The following is a 15757-nucleotide window of genomic DNA, read 5'->3' as shown; positions in this document are numbered from 1 at the left end:
CCAGTCGTCAGACAGCCCTTTTGCTCCTCGCGTGCGCGAAGCCGTCATGACGTGTCAGCAGTCGATCAGCCCCAATCGCTCTACCAACCACCGCCGCAGTTCCGGCCCGTAGTCGTCGCGCTTCAACGCAAAGTCAACCGCAGCCTTGAGATACCCGCCGGGATTTCCAAGGTCGTGTCGAGAACCGCGGTGTACAACCACATGGACGGGATGTCCCTCATTGATCAGAAGAGCGATCGCGTCGGTCAGCTGAATCTCACCGCCGGACCCGCGCGACACTCGTTTGAGGGCGCCGAAGATCGCGCGATCGAGCACGTACCGACCGGCCGCGGCGTACGGCGACGGCGCGTCCTCCGACTTCGGCTTCTCGATCATGCCTCTGACCCGTAGCACGTTCGGGTTGTTGCTGTCGGCCACCTTCTCCACGTCGAAGACGCCGTACGCGCTGATGTCGTCGTCCGATACTTCGATCGCGCACAGCACCGAGCCGCCCCGCTTGGCCCGCACCTTCGACATGGTCTCCAAGATCCCGGTGGGCAGGACGAGGTCGTCGGGCAGCAGCACGGCAATGGCATCTTCGTCGGGCCCAAGGCTGCTCTCGACGCAGCCCACCGCGTGGCCGAGGCCCAGTGGCTCGTCCTGAACCACCGACTCGACCTTGATCAGGGCGGGCGCGCGGCGCACCTTCTCGAGCATCGACTTCTTGCCGCGGGCTTCCAGCGTGCCTTCCAGGACCAGGTCCTCGACGAAGTGCGCGACCACGCTGTCCTTGCCCTCGGATGTGACGATGATCAGTCGTTGCGCACCGGCCTCGGCGGCCTCGGCGGCCACCAGCTCGATACCCGGCGTGTCGACGACGGGCAGCAATTCCTTGGGCACTGTCTTGGTGGCGGGCAGAAACCGCGTGCCCAAACCGGCAGCGGGGACCACCGCTGTATGCGGGATGGGAACCAGGGGCCGTGTCATCGTTCACACATTAACCGCATCAGCTTCGCCAAAAGCTGCTAGTTCGATGTTGCGTCGACTTTGCGGCGCCGGGGAGGCGCCTGTCATCGTTGACGCCGTGGTGTGCCCGACGAAGTCCGAGCTGCGGGCCGCGATCCTTGCCGCCCGCCGCGCAGTGCAGCCGGAGGTGCGCGACGCGGAGTCACTTGCCCTGTGCGCGCATCTGCCGGCCCTCGTCGGTGACGGCGACACGGCGTGCGCATACGTGCCCGTCGGCGCCGAGCCGGGTTCCCTGGAGCTGATCGACTCCATGCTGCGGCGCGGAGTCCGGGTACTGCTGCCCGTCGCGCGCCACGGCGGTACCGGCATTCCGCTGCCGCTCGAGTGGGGCGAGTATCGTCCCGGCGGCCTGGTCGGGACGCGGTTCGGTCTTCTCGAACCCGGCGAGCCGCGGCTGCCCGCGGACACGGTGGCGTCGGCGGCGGTGATCCTGGTGCCTGCGCTCGCCGTCGACCGCGACGGCGTGCGTCTCGGCCGCGGCGCCGGCTTCTACGATCGCTCGCTGCCGCTCGCCGCCCCGGCGGCCAGGCTGGTTGCGGTGGTGCGTGATGACGAACTCGTCGAGCGGCTGCCCGCCGAGGCACATGACGTGCGGATGACGCACGCGCTCACCCCGACACAGGGGTTGGTCGCGCTCGGTCAGCCCACGGCTCGCCGAACCGGTAGCGGGTGAAGCCGGCGTTCCAGTCCCAGCCCTTGACGGGAAGCTTCTGCAGCAGAGGCGTGCCTGCGCAGAGGTGGAGGTGTGGTTCGGGCTGGCTTCGCCGGTGTGGGCTCCGCGCGGAATTGATCTCCGGCGGCCGGGCGGGAATGATGTGGCCCACATAGCGGTTCTAGCACTTGAGCCGGTAGAGTGCTAAGAAGTTTGACCATCTCGGAGGTTTGCGTGCCTACCTATTCCTATGCGTGTACTGAGTGCGGCAACCGTTTCGATGCGGTGCAGGCGTTCAGCGACGATGCGTTGACCAGCTGCGTCAAGTGCAGCGGCCGCTTGCGCAAGTTGTTCGGCAATGTGGGAGTGGTGTTCAAGGGCAGCGGCTTCTACCGCACCGACAGCCGCGAGGCGGCCAAGAGTTCCTCCGGCAGTGGATCGTCCAGCAACTCCGAGTCCACGAGCTCCTCGACGTCGTCTTCGTCGGACAAGTCGTCATCCTCGTCGGAGAAGTCCGGCGGCTCCTCGGAGAAGAAGTCCAGCGGGTCGAGTTCGAGCAGCTCGAGCAGTTCGGCACCCGCCGCCGCCGCCAGCTGACACCGAAGTTATCCACAGGGGCCGCGCTCCCGCACCCGCGATCACCATCGGCTGCCTAGCGTGGCGCCATGGGGGAATCTCTGAATCCGACGGCGATGAGCCGGCTGCTGGGTGCATTGCGCCCGGACTGGAGCCGCACCGTGGCGGCGCGCCGAGTTGCCGCGGGCACGCTGGTCATCCTCGCCGCGATCGCCGCCGTGCGCTCCGATCCCGACGGGGACCGAGTGCACATCGTCGTCGCCGCCAAGGATCTATCGCCGGGCGTGGCGCTCAGCCCGTCAGATGTCGTCGTTGAAACACGCACGGCCACAACGATCCCCGACGGATCTCAATCGGATGTCACCACGGTGGTCGGCGCGACGCTGGCCGGTCCGGCGCGGCGCGGCGAGGTGATCACCGACGTACGCCTGCTGGGGCCGCGGCTGGCCGAATCCGCGGCGGGCTCAGACGCCCGCATCGTGCCGTTGCCCCTAGCGGACACCGCGCTACTCGACCTGATCCGGCCCGGCGACGTGGTGGACGTGCTGGCCGCCGGCCCCACCGACACGGGCACCGACGCCGGACCGCAGGTGATCGCCACCGACGCGATCGTCGTGCTGGTGTCCGAGAAGCCGAAGGGCGCGGCCAACGGCAGTGACCGGGTGGTGATGGTGGCGGTCGGCGCCCAGGAGGCCAACGCGGTGGCCGGGGCGGCACTGGTGCAAGCGGTGACGCTGACTTTCCACTGAGCGGTCAGCGGGGCGGAGCGGGCACCGGAGTGGTCGTCGGCGCGGCGGGCCCGCCCTGCTCGATTGCGTCCATCACCATGTCGGCCAGTTCATCCGACGTGGACGTCCCCGGAGTGGGTGGGCCGGGCTGCGCCGGTTCGGCATTGGCCGTTCCCACCGCCAGCACCGAAAGGCCTAATACCACGCCGGTCACCGCCGTCCACACCCACCGCATCGCCACCCCTTTTGCCCTGTTGCACGCGGAACTGGATTACCCCGCGAAGCTAGCACCGGAGTAGCCGCACCGCGCGGCCAACCCGACTAACGTCAGGTATCCGTTCGCTTGCACACGACTGCAGGAAGGTTCCAGCAAATGTTGAAGGGCTTCAAGGAGTTCCTCTCCCGGGGCAATGTCATCGACCTGGCGACCGCGGTCGTCATCGGCGCTGCATTCACCGGGCTGGTCACCTCTTTCACCGAAAAAGTGATCCAGCCACTGGTGGACCGGGTCGGTGCAGGCGGCGACAGGGGGTACGGGATTCTCAAGGTCTCATTGGGCGGTGATCCCGAGCAGTTCCTTGACTTCAATGCGGTTCTGTCAGCCTTCATCAACTTCCTGATCGTTGCTGCGGTCGTCTACTTCGTGATCATGGTGCCCTACAAGAAGCTTCGCGAGCGCGGCGAGGTCGAGCAGGCGCAGGACACCGAATTGAGCCTGCTGACCGAAATCCGCAACATCCTGATGGAGACCAACGGGTCCAGCGGGAAGCACGTCACCGGACCCGGCACTGGACCCAGCCCTGATACCGCCGAGTACACGAGCGCCGACCGCGGCTGACCTGTCGACACGAAACAGCCCCCGGCCGGTGGTCGGGGGCTGTTTCGTAACGCCTGAGCTGGGAGTTAGTTCATGTTCCAGGGCTCGCCGTAGGTGGTGACGCTGTCACCGGCCTTGCTGATCAGACGAGCGAACGGACGCAGCAGCACACCACCGGCCGCACCGGTCACCGTGCCGTGAGCGTTGGACACCGCCACCCCACCGCTCGGGCCGGCCACATCCACCGAGAAGGTCGCAACCTCCTGAATACCGGGACCGTTACCGAGGTCGGCGCTGATCGACACACCCGGGAACAGGTTCGGCGTGATGACCGAGCCCAACGGGTTGAACCCGGCGCTCAGCGGGTTGATGTTGGCGTCGTCAAGCAGGATGTTCGGCGTGGTGTAGCTGAAGTTGATGCCCACCCCCAGCGACCAGGGGAAGCCGATCTGGTAGCCCAGCTCCAGCGTTCCCTCGAACTCGTCGGCACCCGGGCCGTCCACGATGTACTTCGCCCGACCGGAATGGAACCACTCACGGGTCAGCCGGTTGCGGTCCAGGGGGAAAACACCGTTGAGGAAGGTGTCCCACTGCTGGATCGTCATCGTCCGATCCTGGCCGTCGACCAGGCTCATCTCATTGTCCAGACCTGCGTGAGAGGTGCCAGTGCTCACGAACAACGCCGCGATCGCCGCGACCAGCGCGACCAGCGCGACCAGCACCCGACCGATTGGTTTCATGTACTCCCCATTTCTCTCTGGCCTGGAGCTACACACGGTCATCGTTAAACGTGATGCAACCGTTACAGCTGTTGTAGCTGGTTTGTTGCGTTACTGAGGGGGTTATGACGAAATCAATGAAAACAGCCCCCGGGCCGGGTGGCCGGGGGCTGTTTCGTAACGCCTGAGCTGGGAGTTAGTTCATGTTCCAAGGCTCGCCGTAGGTGGTGACGCTGTCACCGGCCTTGCTGATCAGACGAGCGAACGGACGCAGCAGCACACCACCGGCCGCACCGGTCACCGTGCCGTGAGCGTTGGACACCGCCACCCCACCGCTCGGGCCGGAAACGTCCACCGAGAAGGTCGCAACCTCCTGAATACCGGGACCGTTACCGAGGTCGGCGCTGATCGACACACCCGGGAACAGGTTCGGGGTGATGACCGAGCCCAACGGGTTGAAGCCGGCGCTCAGCGGGTTGATGTTGGCGTCGTCAAGCAGGATGTTCGGCGTGGTGTAGCTGAAGTTGATGCCCACCCCCAGCGACCAGGGGAAGCCGATCTGGTAGCCCAGCTCCAGCGTCCCCTCGAACTCATCGGCACCCGGGCCGTCCACGATGTACTTCGCCCGACCCGAATGGAACCACTCACGGGTCAGCCGGTTGCGGTCCAGGGGGAAAACACCGTTGAGGAAGGTGTCCCACTGCTGGATCGTCAGGGTCCGATCCGAGCCGTCGACCAGGCTCAGCTCATTGTCCAGACCTGCGTGAGAGGTGCCAGTGCTCACGAACAACGCCGCGATCGCCGCGACCAGCGCGACCAGCACCCGACTGATTGCCTTCATGTTCTCCCTAGCTATGTAGACGGTGAACCCGCTGGCTCACCGTTGTTGTTGTCCGTGTTCGGCAGGAACCGCATCACCACACACGACGCAGGAGTCCGATGTGGGGTAAATGAGGGACCTCACATAGTGCTCTTACGTTTCGCTCATCGTTGACAGGAGGAACATAACGGGGAGGCATCCACCCGGCAACGCCTGGGCGTCCACGTCGCACATGGCGCATACGAATTCTGTGGATTTGCTGGTCGCCTGACAAGGCGATCGCTTGCCAACCGGTTAGCGGATCGGATGATTGCCGTGCGGCAACTCCGCTACCTTCGCCTCGCACCTGCCTGGCATAATGTGACGCCCATTTTGGGCTGACCATTTCCCGCGCTTAAAGCGAAATCACTGGTCAATCATGGTGGGGCGGAACGTTGTCCCGCAACCAACGGTCGTGCTCGGTGTCGTCTTCCGGCGAATCTCTTTCGCGTTCGTCAGCCGTGGTCTCGGGGAGCGCATCCCCGAAGATCTTGTTAACTGCGTCGCGTGAAGGCTTTGACGTACCCATCACAGTCGCCTTTCAGTGTGACGAACATCACAATTGGGGGGAGGTTGCTGTTCACCATCGATTCACCCGACGGCCGGGGACGGACACGGTGCCGTCGACGCAAAACGCCGACGCGATGCCAATTCTGCATCGCGTCGGCGTAAGGCCTGTAAGTGCAGGCGGTTAGATCTCCAGGCTGGATAGCTGACCGATGATCTGGACGGCCAGCGGATTCAGCGTCGCCATGCCATCGCGCACCGCCGCGCGGGAGCCCGCCAGATTAACTACGAGCGTGCTGCCGGAGATACCGGCCAACCCACGCGACACGCCCGCATCGACGATGCCGGCCGACAGCGCAGACGCTCGAAGCGCCTCGGCGATACCGAGCAGCTCCCGGTCGAGGATGTCGCGGGTCGCTTCCGGAGTGACGTCACGCGGCGTCACGCCGGTTCCGCCCACTGACACCACCAAATCGACACCTCCGATGACGGCCGTGTTCAGTGCGTTGCGGATCTCCACCTCGTCAGCGGAGACAACGACCACGCCGTCGACGACAAATCCCGCCTCGCCGAGCAACTCGGTGACCAACGGACCGCTGTGGTCCTCTTCGCCGTGAGCGGTGCGGTCATCCACAACGACAACCAACGCTCGGCCCACCAACTCCCCTGGCTGTTCCATGAGTGCAACCGTATATGTGGCCAGGGACGGCGGTGCGGCCACTCTCAGCGTTGCGACCGCCGGCCCGGAACTCACGGTCGGGGTCACTGCGCGGCCTTGCCGAGAGTGACCTGCACCGTCTGCGGCTTACCCGTCGGATCCATATAGGTCAGCGTGACCTTGTCGCCCGGCGCTCTCGACCGGACCGCCGCCACCAGCGCGTCGGCGCTGGTGATCGCCCGGTCGTCGACCTTGGTCACGACCACACCGTTCGGCAGGCCGGCCGCTGCAGCAGCGCCGTCACTGGTGACCTCGACGATCTTCGCGCCATCGGTACCCGCATCGTTACCCACCTGGACGCCGAGCGAGGCATGCGAGGCTGTCCCGTTCTGGATCAGTTCGTCGGCGATCCGCTTGGCCTGGTCGACGGGGATCGCGAAACCCAGGCCGATCGAACCGCTCTGGGTCTGCGGGCCACCACCGCCTGCGTCACCGCCGAGCGTCGCGATCGCCGAGTTCACGCCGACCAACTCGCCGTTCATGTTCACCAGCGCACCGCCGGAGTTACCCGGGTTGATCGCGGCGTCGGTCTGGATGGCGTCGAGCACGGTGTTCTGGTTCTGCGCGTCGCCACCGGCGGCCACCGGCCGGTTCATCGCGCTGATGATGCCCGTGGTGACGGTCCCTTCCAGGCCGAGCGGTGAGCCGACGGCCACCACGTCCTGGCCGACCCGCAGGTTGGCCGACGAACCCAGGGTGATCGGGGTGAGCCCGGACGCATCCTGCGCGCGAACGACGGCAATGTCACTGCTGGGGTCGGTGCCGACCACGGTGAACGAGGTCGTGCGACCGTCGGCAAACGTCACCTTGGTCTGCGCGCCGCCCGGTCCGGCCGCGGAGTCCTTGGCCGCCGCAACCACGTGATTGTTGGTCATGATCAGACCGTCGGAGGACAGGATGATGCCCGAACCCTCTTCGGACTGGCGTCCCATGTCGGTCTCCAACTTGACCACGCTGGGGACGACCTTGGCTGCCACCTGCTCGACCGAGCCGGCGGGAAGGTTGGCGGCGGGCACACTGGGCGCCACCCCCGACATCGTCGCGCTGATCGCCGGGTGGTCGGGGTACACGAGCAGCGCGACACCGCCGCCGATACCCGCCGAGACAACCGCTACGGCGAGCGCGCCCGCTGTCAAAGCACCTGCGCGAGAACGCTTTCGCGGCGGATGCGGTGGCATTCCTGCGGTCTGCGGCGCGCCGCGGTACGGGTCATAGGGAGCGCGGAACTGGTGCGTCTGCTGGTGCTGCTGCTGGGTGGCCTGGGTGGCATAGCGCCAGTCGTATGACGGCTGCTGCGTGTAGGGGCCTGGCCGCTGTGCACCCGTATATCCGGGAGCCGCGTGCTGAGGGTCGCCCGGCCGGCGACCCGGCTGCGGTGGCGGCGGCGTGTACCTCGGGTGGTTCGTCATGTGGCTCTGAGGCTCTTCCTGGAGTAGGTTCCGTTATCCGGAACAACGAAGGATTCATGTCCACAGTGCCCAGGTGGGCTGAGAATCCACTTAGAGAACGTTCGGGAGACACCCAGACTTCCCTCCGTGACTTCGTCCGCGTCACAGGGTTCGGCGCCGAATCTCCCCGTCACCCATTCTCAGCGCTGACCGCGGGTTCGTCCACGTCCGCGGAGGGCCGTGTCGGCATGGGCCTGCCGGGCAGCACCACATGCATGGATGTGCCGGGCGGTTGTCCGCCGGGAACGGTGTCCTCGACCCGCAGCGTGCCACCGTGTTTGAACACCACCTGCTTGACGATCGCGAGCCCCAACCCCGATCCGGGCATGGCACGCGCCGACGTCGAACGGAAGAACCGCTCGAACACCAGCCGACGTTCCTGCGGCGGGATGCCCGGCCCGAGATCGGACACCACCAGCTCGGCGTGCAGCGGATCGATCTGGGTGAGCCGGACGCCCACCCGCCCATCGGGCGGGCTCCATTTCGCGGCGTTGTCCAGCAGGTTCAGCACGGCCCGGGCCAGCCCGCCGCCGTCGCCGTACACCTGCCAGCCGGTCAATGATACGTCGAAGTCAATATCGTTGCGCCGCCTACGGACTCGTTCCAGCGATCGCTCGACGACGTCGGTGATGTCCACCGGCTCGTGGATCACGCCTCCTGCCTCGTCGCGGGTCAGGTCGACGAGATCACCCACCAATGTGGACAATTCCTCGATCTGCGCGATCACGTCGGTGCGTAGCCCGGTCATCTCCTCGTCGGGCAGCCGGGGTGCACCGGGAGCCATGGACGCCATCAGCAGTTCGACATTGGTCCGCAACGACGTCAGCGGGGTGCGCAACTCGTGGCCGGCATCGGTGACCAGTCGGGCCTGCCGCTCCCGTGACTCGGCCAACGCGCGCAACATCATGTTGAAAGCCTCAGTGAGGCGGGCGAGTTCGTCGCTGCCGAACACAGGGATGGGTCGGAGGTCGTCGGTGCGGGCCACCCGTTCGGCGGCTTCGGTGAGTCGCGCCACTGGCCGCAGCCCCGCGCGGGCCACCGCACCACCGGCGATGGCGGCCACTGCGACCCCGAGCCCGCCCACGATGAGCAGCACCGTGCCCAGACTCTTCAGCACCTGGCTGGTCGGGGCCAGACTCTTGGAGATCAACAGCGAACTGCCGTTGGTCAGGTGCTGGGCCAGCACCCGCTGATGGTTCACGGTGCGCAGCGACATCAACAGCTCGCCCTGCACCACGTCTTTCTCCGGCTCGCCGAGCGGGAGGGTCTGGCCCTGCTGGTTGGCGGTGTAGATGGATCGTCCCGGGTTGACGAGCATCGCGTTCACATCCGAGTACGCCGTGCCCTCGATGGCCTTACCCGGATCGGCGGCCAGCGACCCGCTCTCGATGAGCAGGCGCGCCCGGCTGTGCAGCTGGTTGTCGACGTCCTCGTAAAGCGCACGCGAGACCACGGCGTAGACGGCGACAGCCATCAGCACCACGACCATCGCCACCATGGACATCGCGAGCAGCATCACCCGCCAGCGCAGCGACAGCGAACTCGCGGCCGGCAGCGCGGCCCTCCCGTCGGGCCGCGGCCGGAAGTTGGACTTCTGGGCGAACATCAGGGAGGCGTCTCGCGCAACACGTAACCCACCCCGCGCACGGTGTGGATCAGTCGCGGCTCTCCTTCTGCTTCGGTCTTGCGACGCAGGTAGCCGACATATACCTCGAGCGCATTCCCCGAGGTGGGGAAGTCGAATCCCCAGACCTCCTCGAGGATCCGGCTGCGGGTGAGGACCCGACGTGGGTTGGCGATCAACATCTCGAGCAACGCGAATTCGGTGCGGGTCAAGCTGATCTCGCGAAGGCCGCGGGTCACCTCGCGAGTGACGGGATCCAGCGACAGGTCGGAGAAGGTCATCGCCGCCGACTCCGCGCCGTCATCAGGGGTGGTGCGGCGCAACAGCGCCCGCATGCGGGCCAGCAGCTCCTCGAGCGCGAACGGCTTCGGCAGGTAGTCGTCGGCTCCGGCGTCGAGTCCGGCGACGCGCTCGGACACCGAGTCCCTGGCGGTCAGCACCAGGATCGGCAGATCATCGCCCGTGCTGCGAAGGTGGCGGCACACCTCGAGACCATCGAGGCGCGGCATCATCACATCGAGCACGAGGGCATCGGGCCGATCGCTGGCGATCCGGTCCAGAGCCTCGCGCCCGTCCTGAGCAAGCTCGACCGAGTAACCGTTGAAGGACAGCGACCGGCGCAGGGACTCGCGCACAGCGCGATCGTCGTCAACGACAAGTATGCGCACAGCCACAGTGTCGACCCCGTGTCTGAGAGCGGCCTGAGAGGCGCGCCGAGCTAGGGCCTAGCGACGATCGAGGTCGATCAGGCCCAGACGCGCCGCCTTGAGCAGGCGCCGCGGCACCTTGTGCTGTTGACCGGCGACGGTCACACCGACGAGTTCGGTGCGGGTGGCCTTCCACTGCGCGCGCCGGCTACGGGTATTCGCGCGCGACATCCTGCGCTTGGGCACAGCCATGATCGAGCTCTCCTCTTTAAGTACTGAAGTGCGAGCCGGGCAAGCCCCTGATCTGGCGGGACGGTCGGCAATTGCCCCTCAGGATAACCGGTGAGCTGCGTAGCCTCCAAAACCGTCACTGATCGATCGGCCCGGCCGGGGTGGGCGGGTACCGAAAGCGCCGCTCGTGCCGACGCCACACCCACCACACAGTCGCCTGCAACAAGCCCGCTCCGAGCAGCATGGATGCGGAGGCGATCAGCACCACCTGCCACCGCTTCAATTCCATCCCGTTGTCCACGTGTGCCCTTAATCCGTGTCGAACTCGCCGAAAGTCCGCCGCGTTGCCCGGCCCGTAGATCACCGGAAGCAATAGCGTTTGCTCAGACTACACCGTCAACGCCGCCGCGGATTCGGAGCCGCGAACGATCTCAAGGCTCCGAAGTCGATCCCCGCAGTTCATCCCCTGGATCAGGCGTACATCTTCGACGACAACGTCGTTTTTACGGGCCACCATAGCTAACTTCCGCAACATAGCAGCCATTAGCCAGTGGCGCCGCGGCATCGCTCTGCTGCCCACCTTGCGGGCGACCCCTTGGTTTAGGCTGCAGGGCATGACCAACCGCTAACCTACCGGTTGGTTGGCTTGGGTATTGATGACGGCGAAGGGAGGCCCCCGCGTGACAGCTCTCGTCCGCATCGGCAACTGCTCGGGCTTCTACGGAGACCGGCTGGCGGCGATGCGGGAGATGCTCACCGGCGGGGATCTGGATTACCTCACCGGTGACTACCTCGCCGAACTCACCATGCTCATTCTCGCTCGCGACCGGGCCAAGTCACCCGACCGCGGCTACGCGAAGACGTTTCTCCGCCAGCTCGAGGACTGCCTCGGCCTCGCGCTGGACCGCGGCGTCCGCATCGTCGCCAACGCCGGCGGGCTGAACCCGGCCGGGTTGGCGACCGCCATCCGGTCGCTGGCCAAGCGGCTGGGGCTGGATGTCAACGTCGCCCACGTCGAGGGTGACGATCTGGTGGGCCGTGCCGAGCAGTTCGGCTTCGGAGCCGCGCCGGCGGCGACATCGGGCTCCGGAGCCGCGCCGGCGGCGACATCGGGCAGGGGCACGCCCCTGGCCGCCAATGCCTACCTCGGTGCGTTCGGCATCGTCGACTGTCTCAACGGCGGCGCCGACGTGGTCGTCACCGGCCGGGTGACCGACGCGTCCGTGGTCGTCGGGCCCGCGGCGGCTCACTTCGGCTGGTCCCCCACCGATTACGACGCATTGGCCGGTGCCATCGCCGCGGGCCACATCATCGAGTGCGGCGCACAGGCGACTGGCGGGAACTATTCATTCTTCGGCGAGATCACCGACCTGACACATCCGGGGTTCCCGCTGGCCGAGATTCACGCCGACGGCACCTCGGTGATCACCAAGCATCCGGGCACCGGCGGTGCAGTCAGCGTCGGTACGGTCACCGCCCAGCTGCTCTACGAGATCACCGGTGCGCGATACGCCAATCCCGATGCGACGCTGCGGGTCGACACGATCGAACTCTCCGGCGACGGCCCCGACCGGGTCCGGATCACCGGTGTGAAGGGTGAGCCGCCGCCGCCAACTCTCAAGGTCTCGCTGAACAGGATCGGCGGCTTCCGCAACGAAATGACCTTCGTGCTCACCGGTTTGGACATCGAAGCCAAAGCCGGCCTGGTGCGGCGGCAGCTGGAGACAGGCCTGACCGTCAAGCCCTCCGAGCTGGAGTGGACGCTGGCCCGCACCGATCAGCCCGACGCCGACACCGAGGAGGGTGCCAGCGCGCTGCTGCGGTGCGTCGTCCGCGATCCTGACCCCGCCAATGTCGGTCGCCGATTCTCCTCCACCGCGGTGGAAATGGCACTCGCCAGCTATCCGGGATTCACCAGCACCGCACCGCCGGGCGACGGCCAGGTCTACGGCGTGTTCACCGCCGGCTTCGTGCCTGCCGGGCAGGTCCCGCACGTCGCGGTGCACGCCGACGGAACCCGCACCGAGATACCGGCCGCCGCACAGACACTGGACCTGGCCCCGGTCCCACCCTTCGCGCTGCCCGAGCCGCTGCCCTTCGGCGACACCGTCCGGGCCCCGCTCGGCACCATCGCCGGAGCACGCAGCGGCGACAAGGGCGGCGCCGCCAACGTCGGCCTCTGGGTACGCACCGAAACGCACTGGCGCTGGCTCGCGCATGCCCTGACGGTCGAGAAGCTGCGCGAATTGCTGCCCGAGACAAAGGATTTCCCCGTCACCAGGCACCTGCTCCCGAACCTGTGGGCGGTCAACTTCGTCATCGACGACATCCTCGGGCAGGGCGTGGGGTATCAGGCCCGGTTCGACCCGCAGGCAAAAGGGCTGGGCGAATGGCTGCGCAGCCGGTATATCGACATTCCGGAAGGGCTTCTCCAGTGAGTATCTGGCACACCCCCGAACGCGAGCAGCTGCGGAAGACGGTGCGCGCGTTCGCCGAACGCGAGGTTCTGCCTCACGTCGACGACTGGGAACGCAGCGGTGAACTCCCCCGCGACCTCCACCGCAAGGCGGGCGCGGCCGGCTTGCTCGGCGCGGGGCTGCCCGAGGCCGTCGGCGGTGGCGGCGGTGACGGCGCCGACGCCGTGATCATCTGCGAGGAAATGCATTACGCGGGCTCGCCCGGCGGGGTGTTCGCCTCGCTCTTCACCTGCGGGATCTCGGTGCCGCACATGATCGCCTCCGGTGACCGACGGCTGATCGACACCTACGTGCGGCCCACGCTGCGCGGTGAGTTGATCGGCAGCCTGGCCATCACCGAACCCGGCGGCGGCTCCGACGTCGGGCACCTGACCACCCGGGCGGTACGGGACGGCTCAGGAGATGGGGACTACATCATCAACGGCGCCAAGACCTACATCACCTCCGGCGTGCGGGCGGACTACGTGGTGACCGCCGCCCGCACCGGCGGGCCCGGTGCGGCAGGGGTGTCGCTGATCGTCGTCGACAAGGGCACCCCCGGCTTCGAGGTCAGCCGTAAACTCGACAAAATGGGCTGGCGCTCTTCGGATACCGCCGAGTTGACCTACACCGACGTCCGGGTGCCGGCCGCCAACCTGATCGGCATCGAGAACACCGGCTTCGCCCAGATCGCGGGCGCGTTCGCGTCCGAACGCGTCGGCCTGGCCGCGCAGGCCTACGCCAGTGCCCAACGCTGCCTCGACCTGACCGTGGAGTGGTGCCGCAATCGTGAGACTTTCGGCAAGCCCCTGATCGCGCGCCAGCAGGTGCAGAACACGCTCGCCGAGATGGCGAGACGGGTCGACGTGGCGCGGGTCTACACCCATCACCTCGTCGAACGTCAACTCTCATCTTCCGAAGCCGCCAACCTGATCACCGAGGTGTGCTTCGCGAAGAACACCGCCGTCGAGGCCGGTGAGTGGGTGGCCAACCAGGCCGTGCAACTGTTCGGTGGGATGGGCTACATGACCGAGTCGGAGGTCGAGCGGCAGTACCGCGATATGCGCATCCTCGGCATTGGCGGCGGAACCACCGAGATCCTCACCTCGCTGGCCGCGAAAACGCTGGGATACCACGCATGACGACCTCTCATTCTCTTCGCGCAAGCGGCTCATCGGCACTGCGGTCGAGTATCGACGCGACCTCGCCCGCCTACACCGAGGCGGCGTCGGCGATGGCCACGAAGCTGGCCGAACTCGACGCCGAGTACGCCAAGGCGATCGCGGGCGGCGGCGAGAAGTACGTCCAGCGCCATCACGATCGCGGCAAGATGACCGCCCGTGAACGCATCGAGATGCTGCTGGATCCGGACTCGCCGTTCCTCGAACTGAGCCCGCTGGCCGCCTGGGGCAGCGCTTTCACGGTCGGCGCCAGCACCGTCGTCGGCATCGGCGTGGTCAGTGGCGTGGAATGTGTGGTCGTGGCCAACGACCCGACCGTCAAGGGTGGTACGAGCAACCCGTGGACACTGCGAAAGATACTGCGCGCCAATCAAATCGCGAGGGAAAACCGACTGCCGGTGATCTCGCTGGTGGAGTCCGGTGGCGCCGACCTGCCCACCCAGAAAGAGATCTTCATTCCCGGCGGGCAGATGTTCCGCGACCTGACCCGGCTCTCGGCGGCGGGCATCCCGACCATCGCGCTGGTGTTCGGCAATTCGACGGCGGGCGGCGCTTACATCCCGGGGATGTCCGACCACGTGGTGATGATCAGGGAACGGTCCAAGGTGTTCCTGGCCGGTCCGCCTCTGGTGAAGATGGCCACCGGCGAAGAATCCGACGACGAATCACTGGGCGGGGCCGAAATGCACGCCCGTACATCGGGTCTGGCGGACTACTTCGCACTCGACGAACTCGACGCGATCCGGATCGGTCGCCGCATCGCCGCCCGGCTGAACTGGCGCAAGCACGGCCCGGCGCCCGGCCCCGTCACCGAGCCGCTGTTCGACGCCGAGGAACTGCTCGGCATCGTGCCGCCGGACCTTCGGGTGCCTTTCGACCCGCGAGAGGTGATCGCCCGCATCGTCGACGGCTCGGAGTTCGACGAGTTCAAGTCGCTGTACGGATCCTCGCTGGTGACCGGCTGGGCCACCCTGCACGGTTACCCCATCGGGATCCTGGCCAACGCCCGCGGCGTGCTGTTCAGCGAGGAGTCGCAGAAGGCCACCCAATTCATCCAGCTGGCCAACCGGTCCGACACACCACTTCTCTTCCTGCACAACACCACCGGCTACATGGTCGGTAGGCGATACGAGGAAGGCGGGATGATCAAACACGGCTCGATGATGATCAACGCCGTCTCCAACTCGACCGTCCCGCACATCTCGCTGCTGATCGGCGCCTCCTACGGTGCCGGCCACTATGGCATGTGCGGGCGCGCATACGACCCGCGGTTCCTCTTCGCCTGGCCCAGCGCGAAGTCCGCCGTGATGGGCGGCGCACAGCTGGCCGGCGTGCTCTCTATCGTCAGCCGCGCGGCCACCGAGGCCCGCGGCCAGCAGGTCGACGAGGAGGCCGACGCCGCGATGCGCGCGGCGGTCGAGGGGCAGATCGAGGCCGAGTCGCTGCCGATGGTGCTGTCCGGAATGCTGTATGACGACGGGGTGATCGATCCGCGCGATACTCGTACTGTGCTGGGAATATGCCTGTCCGCCATCGCGAATGGCCCGATCGAGGGGACGTCGAATTTCGGCGTCTTCAGGATGTGACGC

Annotated in this window: 17 protein-coding genes; 7 read left to right on the top strand and 10 right to left on the bottom strand. The window is 66.6% G+C overall.

Annotated features, from left to right (window positions below; genetic code table 11):
* Positions 1 to 54: 54 nt before the first annotated feature.
* Positions 55 to 966, bottom strand: a complete 912-nt coding sequence (locus tag ACVWWN_RS12595) for a UTP--glucose-1-phosphate uridylyltransferase (RefSeq protein ID WP_457144194.1) — start codon at positions 964 to 966, stop codon at positions 55 to 57.
* A gap of 46 nt (positions 967 to 1012) precedes the next feature.
* Here ACVWWN_RS12595 and ACVWWN_RS12590 point away from each other — a divergent pair, with 46 nt between their 5' ends.
* From ACVWWN_RS12590 to ACVWWN_RS12580, 3 genes are all read left to right on the top strand, one after another.
* Positions 1013 to 1678: a 5-formyltetrahydrofolate cyclo-ligase gene (locus ACVWWN_RS12590; protein WP_457144193.1), complete on the top strand. Its 666-nt coding sequence runs from the start codon at positions 1013 to 1015 to the stop codon at positions 1676 to 1678.
* 213 nt (positions 1679 to 1891) lie between these two features.
* Complete coding sequence (locus ACVWWN_RS12585; RefSeq protein WP_457144192.1) at positions 1892 to 2254, top strand: FmdB family zinc ribbon protein; 363 nt, start codon at positions 1892 to 1894, stop codon at positions 2252 to 2254.
* A gap of 68 nt (positions 2255 to 2322) precedes the next feature.
* Positions 2323 to 2982, top strand: a complete 660-nt coding sequence (locus ACVWWN_RS12580) for an SAF domain-containing protein (RefSeq protein ID WP_457144191.1) — start codon at positions 2323 to 2325, stop codon at positions 2980 to 2982.
* 4 nt (positions 2983 to 2986) lie between these two features.
* Here the strand turns inward: ACVWWN_RS12580 and ACVWWN_RS12575 are convergent, their stop codons facing one another.
* Complete coding sequence (locus ACVWWN_RS12575) at positions 2987 to 3196, bottom strand: hypothetical protein (protein ID WP_457144190.1); 210 nt, start codon at positions 3194 to 3196, stop codon at positions 2987 to 2989.
* Between the two features lie 138 nt (positions 3197 to 3334).
* Between ACVWWN_RS12575 and mscL the strand changes: the two genes are divergently transcribed.
* A complete protein-coding gene (gene mscL / locus ACVWWN_RS12570; RefSeq protein ID WP_457144189.1) occupies positions 3335 to 3799 on the top strand; it encodes a large-conductance mechanosensitive channel protein MscL in 465 nt (154 codons plus the stop codon).
* Between the two features lie 65 nt (positions 3800 to 3864).
* Here the strand turns inward: mscL and ACVWWN_RS12565 are convergent, their stop codons facing one another.
* The 8 genes from ACVWWN_RS12565 to ACVWWN_RS12530 form a co-directional block, all read right to left on the bottom strand.
* Positions 3865 to 4518, bottom strand: coding sequence for an MspA family porin (locus ACVWWN_RS12565; RefSeq protein WP_457144188.1), 654 nt, complete (start codon positions 4516 to 4518; stop codon positions 3865 to 3867).
* A 175-nt stretch (positions 4519 to 4693) separates the two neighbouring features.
* Positions 4694 to 5338 carry an MspA family porin gene (locus tag ACVWWN_RS12560; RefSeq protein ID WP_457144187.1) on the bottom strand — a complete coding sequence of 215 codons (645 nt, stop codon included), beginning with the start codon at positions 5336 to 5338 and terminating at the stop codon, positions 4694 to 4696.
* A gap of 709 nt (positions 5339 to 6047) precedes the next feature.
* Positions 6048 to 6590 carry a MogA/MoaB family molybdenum cofactor biosynthesis protein gene (locus ACVWWN_RS12555; RefSeq protein WP_457149106.1) on the bottom strand — a complete coding sequence of 181 codons (543 nt, stop codon included), beginning with the start codon at positions 6588 to 6590 and terminating at the stop codon, positions 6048 to 6050.
* A 35-nt stretch (positions 6591 to 6625) separates the two neighbouring features.
* Positions 6626 to 7990 carry a S1C family serine protease gene (locus ACVWWN_RS12550; protein WP_457144186.1) on the bottom strand — a complete coding sequence of 455 codons (1365 nt, stop codon included), beginning with the start codon at positions 7988 to 7990 and terminating at the stop codon, positions 6626 to 6628.
* A gap of 169 nt (positions 7991 to 8159) precedes the next feature.
* Complete coding sequence (locus ACVWWN_RS12545) at positions 8160 to 9635, bottom strand: HAMP domain-containing sensor histidine kinase (protein ID WP_457144185.1); 1476 nt, start codon at positions 9633 to 9635, stop codon at positions 8160 to 8162.
* Entirely contained in the window at positions 9635 to 10321 is a 687-nt protein-coding gene (locus ACVWWN_RS12540; RefSeq protein ID WP_457144184.1) for a response regulator transcription factor, read from the bottom strand. The genes ACVWWN_RS12545 and ACVWWN_RS12540 overlap by 1 nt, the downstream gene beginning before the upstream one ends.
* Before the next feature lie 57 nt (positions 10322 to 10378).
* Positions 10379 to 10552, bottom strand: a complete 174-nt coding sequence (rpmF, locus tag ACVWWN_RS12535) for a 50S ribosomal protein L32 (RefSeq protein ID WP_048420022.1) — start codon at positions 10550 to 10552, stop codon at positions 10379 to 10381.
* 115 nt (positions 10553 to 10667) lie between these two features.
* Positions 10668 to 10820 carry a hypothetical protein gene (locus ACVWWN_RS12530; RefSeq protein WP_457144183.1) on the bottom strand — a complete coding sequence of 51 codons (153 nt, stop codon included), beginning with the start codon at positions 10818 to 10820 and terminating at the stop codon, positions 10668 to 10670.
* Positions 10821 to 11271: 451 nt separating this feature from the next.
* On the opposite strand from ACVWWN_RS12530, the gene ACVWWN_RS12525 reads away from it, so the two are divergent.
* The 3 genes from ACVWWN_RS12525 to ACVWWN_RS12515 are packed head-to-tail and all read left to right on the top strand — an operon-like array spanning position 11272 to position 15754.
* Entirely contained in the window at positions 11272 to 12969 is a 1698-nt protein-coding gene (locus ACVWWN_RS12525) for an acyclic terpene utilization AtuA family protein (protein WP_457149105.1), read from the top strand.
* On the top strand, positions 12966 to 14129 hold the full coding sequence (locus ACVWWN_RS12520) for an acyl-CoA dehydrogenase family protein (protein ID WP_457144182.1): 1164 nt from the start codon (positions 12966 to 12968) through the stop codon (positions 14127 to 14129). Before ACVWWN_RS12525 ends, ACVWWN_RS12520 begins: the two co-directional genes overlap by 4 nt.
* On the top strand, positions 14126 to 15754 hold the full coding sequence (locus tag ACVWWN_RS12515; RefSeq protein ID WP_457144181.1) for an acyl-CoA carboxylase subunit beta: 1629 nt from the start codon (positions 14126 to 14128) through the stop codon (positions 15752 to 15754). The genes ACVWWN_RS12520 and ACVWWN_RS12515 overlap by 4 nt, the downstream gene beginning before the upstream one ends.
* The last annotated feature ends 3 nt before the right edge of the window (positions 15755 to 15757 follow it).

It is taken from the genome of Mycobacterium sp. URHB0021 (genome assembly GCF_054057895.1).
The sequence above is the reverse complement of the archived record's forward strand: the minus strand, read 5'-3'. Positions and strand labels throughout refer to the sequence as shown.

Bases quoted from the DNA above. Each gene is read 5' to 3' on its own strand.
- ACVWWN_RS12565 (WP_457144188.1), bottom strand. From the start codon at position 4,518: ATGAAACCAATCGGTCGGGTGCTGGTCGCGCTGGTCGCGCTGGTCGCG.
- ACVWWN_RS12530 (WP_457144183.1), bottom strand. From the start codon at position 10,820: ATGGAATTGAAGCGGTGGCAGGTGGTGCTGATCGCCTCCGCATCCATG.
- ACVWWN_RS12595 (WP_457144194.1), bottom strand. From the start codon at position 966: ATGACACGGCCCCTGGTTCCCATCCCGCATACAGCGGTGGTCCCCGCT.
- ACVWWN_RS12525 (WP_457149105.1), top strand. From the start codon at position 11,272: ATGCGGGAGATGCTCACCGGCGGGGATCTGGATTACCTCACCGGTGAC.
- ACVWWN_RS12590 (WP_457144193.1), top strand. From the start codon at position 1,013: ATGTTGCGTCGACTTTGCGGCGCCGGGGAGGCGCCTGTCATCGTTGAC.
- mscL (WP_457144189.1), top strand. From the start codon at position 3,335: ATGTTGAAGGGCTTCAAGGAGTTCCTCTCCCGGGGCAATGTCATCGAC.
- ACVWWN_RS12550 (WP_457144186.1), bottom strand. From the start codon at position 7,990: ATGACGAACCACCCGAGGTACACGCCGCCGCCACCGCAGCCGGGTCGC.
- ACVWWN_RS12515 (WP_457144181.1), top strand. From the start codon at position 14,126: ATGACGACCTCTCATTCTCTTCGCGCAAGCGGCTCATCGGCACTGCGG.
- rpmF (WP_048420022.1), bottom strand. From the start codon at position 10,552: ATGGCTGTGCCCAAGCGCAGGATGTCGCGCGCGAATACCCGTAGCCGG.
- ACVWWN_RS12545 (WP_457144185.1), bottom strand. From the start codon at position 9,635: ATGTTCGCCCAGAAGTCCAACTTCCGGCCGCGGCCCGACGGGAGGGCC.
- ACVWWN_RS12560 (WP_457144187.1), bottom strand. From the start codon at position 5,338: ATGAAGGCAATCAGTCGGGTGCTGGTCGCGCTGGTCGCGGCGATCGCG.
- ACVWWN_RS12575 (WP_457144190.1), bottom strand. From the start codon at position 3,196: ATGCGGTGGGTGTGGACGGCGGTGACCGGCGTGGTATTAGGCCTTTCG.
- ACVWWN_RS12580 (WP_457144191.1), top strand. From the start codon at position 2,323: ATGGGGGAATCTCTGAATCCGACGGCGATGAGCCGGCTGCTGGGTGCA.